General features: G+C 58.9%; 10 protein-coding genes and 1 pseudogene. 6 read left to right on the top strand and 5 right to left on the bottom strand.

Annotated features, from left to right (window positions below; genetic code table 11):
• A pseudogene (locus tag ACRESD_RS09145) lies at positions 1-420 on the top strand (1-acyl-sn-glycerol-3-phosphate acyltransferase); the annotation flags it as partial.
• Positions 421-478: 58 nt separating this feature from the next.
• Here the strand turns inward: ACRESD_RS09145 and ACRESD_RS09140 are convergent.
• Positions 479-736, bottom strand: coding sequence for a hypothetical protein (locus ACRESD_RS09140; protein WP_431750619.1), 258 nt, complete (start codon positions 734-736; stop codon positions 479-481).
• Between the two features lie 181 nt (positions 737-917).
• Here ACRESD_RS09140 and ACRESD_RS09135 point away from each other — a divergent pair, with 181 nt between their 5' ends.
• Positions 918-1127: a hypothetical protein gene (locus tag ACRESD_RS09135; protein ID WP_431750618.1), complete on the top strand. Its 210-nt coding sequence runs from the start codon at positions 918-920 to the stop codon at positions 1125-1127.
• 60 nt (positions 1128-1187) lie between these two features.
• Here the strand turns inward: ACRESD_RS09135 and ACRESD_RS09130 are convergent, their stop codons facing one another.
• Positions 1188-1772, bottom strand: a complete 585-nt coding sequence (locus tag ACRESD_RS09130) for a YajG family lipoprotein (protein WP_431750617.1) — start codon at positions 1770-1772, stop codon at positions 1188-1190.
• A gap of 182 nt (positions 1773-1954) precedes the next feature.
• On the opposite strand from ACRESD_RS09130, the gene ACRESD_RS09125 reads away from it, so the two are divergent.
• A complete protein-coding gene (locus tag ACRESD_RS09125) occupies positions 1955-2188 on the top strand; it encodes a hypothetical protein (RefSeq protein WP_431750616.1) in 234 nt (77 codons plus the stop codon).
• 724 nt (positions 2189-2912) lie between these two features.
• A complete protein-coding gene (gene mqo / locus ACRESD_RS09120; RefSeq protein WP_431750615.1) occupies positions 2913-4421 on the top strand; it encodes a malate dehydrogenase (quinone) in 1509 nt (502 codons plus the stop codon).
• A 69-nt stretch (positions 4422-4490) separates the two neighbouring features.
• On the opposite strand, the gene ACRESD_RS09115 is transcribed toward mqo, so the two are convergent.
• Both ACRESD_RS09115 and ACRESD_RS09110 read right to left on the bottom strand, forming a co-directional pair.
• On the bottom strand, positions 4491-4778 hold the full coding sequence (locus ACRESD_RS09115; protein WP_431750614.1) for a PA4642 family protein: 288 nt from the start codon (positions 4776-4778) through the stop codon (positions 4491-4493).
• A gap of 121 nt (positions 4779-4899) precedes the next feature.
• Complete coding sequence (locus ACRESD_RS09110) at positions 4900-5457, bottom strand: hypoxanthine-guanine phosphoribosyltransferase (RefSeq protein ID WP_431750613.1); 558 nt, start codon at positions 5455-5457, stop codon at positions 4900-4902.
• Positions 5458-5620: 163 nt separating this feature from the next.
• On the opposite strand from ACRESD_RS09110, the gene upp reads away from it, so the two are divergent.
• Positions 5621-6259, top strand: a complete 639-nt coding sequence (upp, locus tag ACRESD_RS09105) for a uracil phosphoribosyltransferase (RefSeq protein ID WP_017138223.1) — start codon at positions 5621-5623, stop codon at positions 6257-6259.
• Between the two features lie 2 nt (positions 6260-6261).
• Positions 6262-7536: a uracil-xanthine permease family protein gene (locus ACRESD_RS09100; RefSeq protein ID WP_431750612.1), complete on the top strand. Its 1275-nt coding sequence runs from the start codon at positions 6262-6264 to the stop codon at positions 7534-7536.
• A gap of 127 nt (positions 7537-7663) precedes the next feature.
• Here the strand turns inward: ACRESD_RS09100 and ACRESD_RS09095 are convergent.
• A partial coding sequence (locus tag ACRESD_RS09095) for a pyridoxal phosphate-dependent aminotransferase (RefSeq protein WP_431750611.1) occupies positions 7664-8121 on the bottom strand: 458 nt, incomplete at its 5' end.

Below are 8121 nucleotides of genomic sequence, written 5' to 3'. Positions count from 1 at the left end.
GAGCTATACATCCGCGCCACCACCGGTACCTACACCAAGGCACCGGGTGAGGACGATGTGAGCATTGCCTTGGGCATTACCGGCTACAAGGGCCGCGTACACGTGAACTTCGCGCCGCCGATCACCGAGCGCTTTGAAGACACCAAGCTGCTCGCCGTGGAAATGGACCGGCAGATCCTCGGGGGCTACCGGTTGTTCCCGGTGCACTACCTGGCCTATGCACAATGGAATGATGCCGACCCGCAGTTGCAAGTGCCGAAGGCAGCAGACCTGTTCCCGGCGGAGGAACTGGCCAAGGCTAAAGCGGAATGGGAACGACGCTTGAACGAATGCCCGGTCGAGCATCGACCGTATCTGGTGGTGCAGTACGCAACACCGGTGCGCAATCAGTACCGGGTCAAGGCCGGGATTCCTCTCTAGGCACCTATCAGGAATGTGGGAGGGACTTGCCCCCTCTCACATTTGTTTTGTGGTGCTTTTACAGATGGGTACTGAGCCAGGAGGTGGCCAGCGCCAGCCCGAGGCAGGCAAAGCCAATACGGTAGGCCAGGCGGTACGCCCGCTCGGTGTGAACATCCAGAAACAGCATCGGCTGGTCGATGGCGCGCTCTTCGCTTCGTGCGCTAAGGTCGGCCATGGCACGCTGGGATCGCAGGCGGGTAATGAATAGCAACGCGGCGCCCGGGCAGGCAACCAGTAGAGCGACAGCATTGATGAGCAGTGCGGGCATTGCCATCGCAAACCTCGATGTATCAGTGGCTTGGTATCGGCTCAGATACAAACCTGAACGATAGTCGCCTCCTGCGCAGTCCTGCTCCTTCCCCCATTGCCGCTAATGTATCCAGTAATTTACAGCGTCACCTGAACGTCACCTTAACAAGCCACTCTGTTGCCCTTCGACGCTTGAGGAGCTTGTCATGCTGCATGCGCAAAACCAGGATCGGCTGTATCTGATCGCACAAAGCGACGAGCAAGAGGCGCTGATCGGCAGCCTGGCGTTCAACGTTCAAGACCGCCATTGGCTGGTGTATTGCGCCCTTGCCGGGCACCAGCATGCCGACCTGCCGGAGCTGGACTTGCTCACAGGTGTGAGTGTGCTGGAGCTTTATGTCGAAACGGCTGCATAAAAACGACAGGCGAAAAAAAACCGGGCTCATCACTGAGCCCGGTTCTTTTTTGAGCGGCGGTTACTGCGAACTGAGCAGTTGGCCGATGCTTGGATCTTTGAACAGGCGGGTCAAGGCATCACTGAGCACATCGCTGACCAGCTTGGTATTGGTTTCCTGGTTCGGCGACATGCCGAAACGCTGGTTCAGGGACGCGCCGTAACGGCCACTGTAGCGACGGGTGCCGGCACTCACGTCGGATTTGAACGTCGCACCGATAGAGGCTTCCGTCACATACAAGCCTTCTTTAGGCGACTGGTACTTCAGTTCGGCCAGGGTGATGGTCAGTTGAGGGGCACCCGGCGAGTTGGCCGGCGTGAAACCCAGCAGACGCACAGCAGCTTCGGCCTGGGCTTGCAGTTTGGGCAGCACATCCTGACCCTGCACCGAAATCAGCGCGGTCTCAGGGTACAGGCCACCACGGGAGCCGAGGGTTGGCGACGGACGGCCATCCACCACACGCACCGACACCGGCTGGCCATGGCCCACAGGCGCCAACTGCGCGGTGACTTTAGGTTGCGGGCTGAGTTGTTGCGGGCTATTGGCGCAGCCAACCAGGGTCAAACTGGTCACAGTGATCAAACCGAACAACAGGCGTTGCAACATACTCATTTCTCCAGGACTAGGTGCAAACAGGCCGCCAGTATAACGGTGCGGGGATGCCGCTCACCAGCAATCCTGAACGGCAGCTGAAGGCGCGTGGAAATTACAATTTCACATAAATTCGTCACTCCAGTGTCATGGCACACTGGCAACCTTCGAGCATGTAACGTAACAGGTACAAAGCCATGCGCCTTCTCAAGTCATTGTTCATGCCACACGCCCACCATCGTCACTTCGCCTTGCTCGATGCCAATGGCCATTGCCTGGCATTCAAGCAATGCAGCCTGCCGCCCGTCGGTGAAGGCTGGGTGGAAGTTGCCGAGACTCACCTGGGCTGGATGAACCGCCCGCTGCCGGCCAGCGCCCGGGTCTGCCCACAGCCTGTGCATGCACAACCCCAGCAAGCGTTGGCCTCCTGACCGAAGCGCTAATAAAAGTCATAAAACACGCCCATTTCCCTGGCGTTCTTCGCTACAATCTCCCCCCGATTATAAGGACGTCTCCTGATCGGGCCTCGCAACATCGTTAATGCCTCGGCATTAACCCCCAAATCGCCCACAGAGAGCCGCCCACACAGATCGAGTGAAGCTGGCGTGCTTGCTGTTTTTGCAAACCCTCCGTCTTTACCGAATCTGCCAGAGCTGCCATTGCGCTCGGCCACTTGAGTTGTTTGCCCGTGTTGCCGCGTGTCGGCAAGGTATCCGGGCCAGGTGCCAGGCTGGGGCAGCCCTTTTTTGAGGTTCACGTCTTCAAAAGAGCGTGAAAAAACGGGTTTTCACAACTTCACAAGAGTGTGGCGAGCAAATGAATAGTTTGGCGTTTGTACAAGCACCATCAGCGTCTGGAACAGCCCAACACAGGACCGAGTACTCCCCAAGAACCGGAGCTTGAAACCTGTCCGCTACGGATTTGGTTGCACGAATCGCACGCTTTGACCATAAGTCGAATTGCCACAGGCGCCCATGAATGCGTTCATAGGCAGATTAGCCCGGCAGGAAGCGTGCGCTGAAGTTGCAAAAAAATTGCGAAGAATCGGACATGGCGATCCTGGCCATGGGTAACCTGGGGCAACACGTGAACCGCCCCGTCACTCCTGGCAGCCATGCCGTCAATTTGGTGCTGCAGATTTTGGAGACGCGTTAAATGGCGCATAACGAAGCAGTCGACGTAGTACTGGTAGGGGCCGGCATCATGAGTGCCACCCTGGCCGTACTGCTCAAAGAGCTCGACCCCGGCCTCAAGCTGGAAGTCGTTGAGCTGATGGACTCGGGTGCCGCGGAAAGTTCCAACCCGTGGAACAACGCCGGTACCGGCCACGCCGGGCTGTGTGAGCTGAACTACACGCCGCAGGCGGGTGACGGCTCCATCGACATCAAGAAAGCCGTACACATCAACACCCAGTTCGAGGTGTCGAAGCAGTTCTGGGCGTACCTGACCAAGAAAGGCACGTTTGGCTCGTCCAAGTCCTTTATCAGCCCGGTGCCGCACCTGAGCTTCGTGCAGGGTGAAAAAGGCGTGTCCTTCCTCAAGAAGCGTTTTGAAACCCTCAGCCAGCACCACGCGTTTTCGGACATGCACTACACCGAAGACCGTAGCGAAATGGCCGAGTGGATGCCCTTGATGATGCCGGGTCGTCCGCTCGATGAAAAAATCGCCGCCACCCGTGTGATGAACGGCACTGACGTCAACTTCGGCGCCCTGACCAACCAACTGCTCAGCCACCTGACCAGCTCGGCAGACGCCCAGGTCAAGTACAGCAAGCGCGTCACCGGCCTCAAGCGCAATGGCGCGGGCTGGACCGTGAGCATCAAGGACGTCAACAGCGGCAATACCCGCGAGGTGGACGCCAAGTTCGTGTTCCTCGGCGCCGGTGGTGCTGCACTGCCCCTGCTGCAAGCCTCGGGCATCGAAGAAAGCAAAGGCTTCGGCGGTTTCCCGGTCAGCGGCCAGTGGCTGCGTTGCGACAACCCGGAAGTGGTCAAGCACCACCAGGCCAAGGTCTACAGCCAGGCGGCAGTGGGCTCCCCACCGATGTCCGTGCCGCACTTGGACACCCGCGTGGTGGAGGGCAAGAAGTCCCTGCTGTTCGGGCCATACGCCGGCTTCACTACCAAATTCCTCAAGCACGGCTCGTTCCTTGATCTGCCCCTGTCGATTCGCGCTGGCAATATCGGCCCGATGCTCGCCGTAGCGCGGGACAACATGGACCTGACCAAGTACCTGGTCAGCGAAGTGCGCCAGTCCATGGAGCAGCGTCTGGAATCCCTGCGCCGATTCTACCCTGAGGCAAAAGCCGAAGACTGGCGCCTGGAAGTGGCCGGCCAACGGGTGCAGATCATCAAGAAAGACCCGAAGAAAGGCGGCGTGCTGCAATTCGGCACCGAGCTGGTCGCAGCCAAGGACGGCTCGCTGGCCGCCCTGTTGGGTGCGTCCCCAGGTGCTTCGGTGACCGTTTCGATCATGCTGGAGTTGATCGAGAAGTGCTTCCCGGAGAAAGCCGCCGGTGAATGGGCAGCCAAGCTGCACGAGATCTTCCCGGCGCGGGAAAAGGTCCTGGAGACCGATGCCGAGCTGTACCGCAAGATCAACACGCAGAACAACATCAGCCTGGAACTGGTTGAGCCTGCCGCCGAGACCGAGAGCTACGCTTAAGACGTTGAGGCCATAAAAAACGCCCCGCCCTCTGTATGAGGACGGGGCGTTTTTTTATGCCTCGGATAATCAGCCGCGAGCGTTTTCGATCAACTCGATGTACTCGTCCGCATGGCGCTGATCCTTGATCAGGTCGACGAAGGTCTTGCCGTGCTCATCCTTGCCATCAAGGTCCAGGCCGGCCGCCTTGAAAAAGCCCAGGAACCGCTCGAAATCGTCGATACGCAGGCCACGGTAGGCCTTGATCAGTTTGTGCAGGGACGGTGAAGTCGCGTCAACGGGCTCGAAGTCCAGGAACAACTTGATCTGATCGTCACCGATCTCATCACCAATCACCTGTTTCTTATCTTTACGCATTACCGACTCCAGCCTGCAGACATTTACACGGGGCTTGAAGTCTACCTGTGAGACGCAGGCTTCGAAAGCGCTGGAGAACCAATGAGGGGGGGGTTGCCCCGGTACAAACCGGGGACATCGTTTACATGCCTTTAACGGCGAAAATGCCATTGGCATTACGCCAGTAGCCTTTGTAGTCCATGCCATAACCGAAGATGTAGCGGTCGATGCATGGCAGGCCAACGTAATCGGCTTTCAGGTCCGGGCGGGCCTTGCGGTCGTGGTCTTTGTCGATCAACACGGCGGTGTGCACTTTGCGCGCGCCGGCGTGTTTGCAGAAGTCGATGATTGCACCCAGGGTGTGACCTTCATCGAGGATGTCGTCGATGATCAGCACATCGCGATCGATAAACGAAACTTCCGGCTTGGCTTTCCAGAACAGGTCGCCGCCGCTGGTTTCGTTGCGATAGCGGGTGGCGTGCAGGTAGGACGCTTCCAGCGGGAATTGCAGGTGAGTCAGCAATTTGCCGGCGAAGATCAGGCCACCGTTCATCACGCAGAAAACCACCGGGTTGGTATCGGCCATTTCACGGGTGATGTGTGCGCCAACCTCGGCGATCGCTGCTTCGACTTGCGCTTCGGTGTACAGGCAGTCAGCCTCGCGCATGATTTGACGGATATGCTCGAGATCAGCGGACATGGCGCTCTCCAAGGGGTGCTGTGGCAAGAAAAGCGGGCGAAGGTACGCTTCTCGTGCGCTCCAATCAAGCCTTTATGGACTAACGTACTTGATGTCTATAGGACAACACCCTCGGATAGATTAATCTAGGCCGGTTTTTTTGCCCGCTGCCGGAGCTTTCCCCATGCCCACTCGCGAGATCCGCCATCCGCTGATCCGACACAAACTCGGTCTTATGCGCCGTGCCGACATTAGCACGAAGAACTTCCGTGAGCTTGCTCAGGAAGTCGGAGCGCTGCTCACTTACGAAGCCACCAAGGATTTGCCCCTGGAAACCTACGAGATCCCCGGTTGGGCCGGTCCCGTCCAGGTGGAAAAAATCGCCGGTAAAAAAATCACCGTGGTGCCGATCCTGCGCGCCGGTATCGGCATGCTCGAAGGTGTGCTCAGCCTGATCCCGGGCGCCAAAGTCAGCGCCGTCGGCGTGGCCCGTAATGAAGAAACCCTTCAGGCCCACACCTACCTGGAAAAACTGGTCCCGGAAATCAACGAGCGCCTGGCGATGATCATCGACCCGATGCTCGCCACTGGTAGCTCCATGGTCGCCACCATCGACCTGCTGAAAAAGGCCGGTTGCAAGGACATTCGCGCCATGGTGCTGGTCGCCGCCCCCGAAGGCATTGCCGCCGTCGAGAAGGCCCACCCGGACGTGCAGATCTACACCGCCTCCATCGATGAACGCCTGAACGAACACGGCTACATCATCCCTGGCCTGGGCGATGCCGGCGACAAGATCTTCGGCACCAAGCAGAAGGACGCGTGAGCATGCAGGATGAATTCAACGACCCGCTTTGGCGCCAGATCCTGTCTGGCGCACAAATGCTCTTCGTGGCATTTGGCGCGCTGGTGTTGATGCCGCTGATCACAGGTCTTGATCCAAACGTCGCCCTGTTCACCGCTGGCCTGGGCACATTGCTGTTCCAGGTGGTGACAGGACGGCAGGTGCCGGTATTCCTGGCATCAAGTTTCGCGTTTATCACCCCGATCATTCTCGCCAAGGGCCAGTTCGGCCTGGCGGCGACCATGGGCGGCGTGATGGCGGCCGGTTTCGTTTATACCTTCCTGGGCCTGGCGGTGAAGATCAAGGGCACCGGGTTCATTGATCGATTACTGCCACCTGTGGTCATTGGCCCGGTGATCATCTCCATCGGCCTGGCCATGGCACCGATTGCCGCCAATATGGCCATGGGTAAAGCCGGTGATGGCAGCGAGCTGATTCATTACCAGACCGCCATGATGATCTCGATGCCAGCGCTGCTGACCACCTTGATCGTGGCCGTGTTCGGCAAAGGGATTTTCCGCCTGGTGCCGATCATTTCCGGCGTGCTGGTCGGCTTCGCCATGTCGTTCTACTTTGGCGTAGTCGACACGGCGAAGATCGCCGCCGCACCGTGGTTCGCCCTGCCCCACTTCACCGCGCCGGAGTTCAACTGGCAGGCGATTCTGTTCATCGTCCCGGTGGCACTGGCCCCGGCGATCGAACACATCGGCGGTGTGATCGCGGTAGGCAGCGTGACCGGCCGCGACTACCTGAAGAAGCCCGGCCTGCACCGAACCCTGTTGGGTGACGGGATCGCCACTACGGCCGCAGGCATGCTTGGCGGCCCGCCGAACACGACCTACGCCGAAGTGACCGGCGCGGTGATGCTGACGAAGAACTACAACCCGAAAATCATGACCTGGGCGGCAATCTTTGCCATCAGCCTGGCGTTTATCGGTAAGTTCGGCGCATTGCTGCAAAGCATTCCAGTGCCGGTGATGGGCGGCATTCTGTGCCTGCTGTTCGGTTCGATTGCCGCGGTGGGGATGAACACGCTGATTCGCCACAAGATCGACCTGGGGGAAGCACGCAACCTGGTGATTGTGTCCGTGACCCTGGTGTTCGGTATTGGCGGTGTGCTGGTTGGCACCGGCACCGGTCCGGATGATTTCGGCCTCAAGGGCATCGCCCTGTGTGCGGTGGTGGCGATTGGCTTGAACCTGCTGCTGCCGGGCAATGATGGCTGGAAGAACAAGAAGCCGGATGAGCCGCTGATCTAACCAACACAACGCAAATCAGTGTGGGAGCTGGCTTGCCTGCGATGACGGAGTAACAGGCGACATATTTGTCGTTTGATACACCGCTATCGCAGGCAAGCCAGCTCCCACATTTGGTTTTCAGCGCAGGTTAAAGCTCACCCAGCCCATCGATCAACGCCTGGTTCTGCTCCGGCGTACCGATGCTGATCCGCAGGAACTGGGCAATCCGCGCCTGCTTGAAGTGCCGCACGATCACGCCTTGCTCACGCAGCTTCGCGGCCAAACCGGCTGCGTCGTGTTTCGGGTGACGGGCGAAGATGAAGTTGGCGGCCGAGGGCAGCACTTCAAAACCTTTACCTTCCAACTGTGCGACCAGCGTGTTACGGCTGTCGATCACCCGTCGGCACGTTTTCTCGAAATACTCACGATCCTCGAACGCCGCCGCCGCACCGACAATTGCCAGGCGATCCAACGGGTAGGAGTTGAAGCTGTTCTTGACTCGCTCCAGCGCCTCGATCAGGTCCGGGTGACCCACCGCCAGACCCACACGCAAACCGGCCAGTGAGCGCGATTTGGAGAGGGTCTGGGTCACAAGCAGGTTCGGGT

The organism is Pseudomonas sp. (genome assembly GCF_050739995.1).
GTDB lineage: Bacteria > Pseudomonadota > Gammaproteobacteria > Pseudomonadales > Pseudomonadaceae > Aquipseudomonas.
The sequence above is the reverse complement of the archived record's forward strand: the minus strand, read 5'-3'. Positions and strand labels throughout refer to the sequence as shown.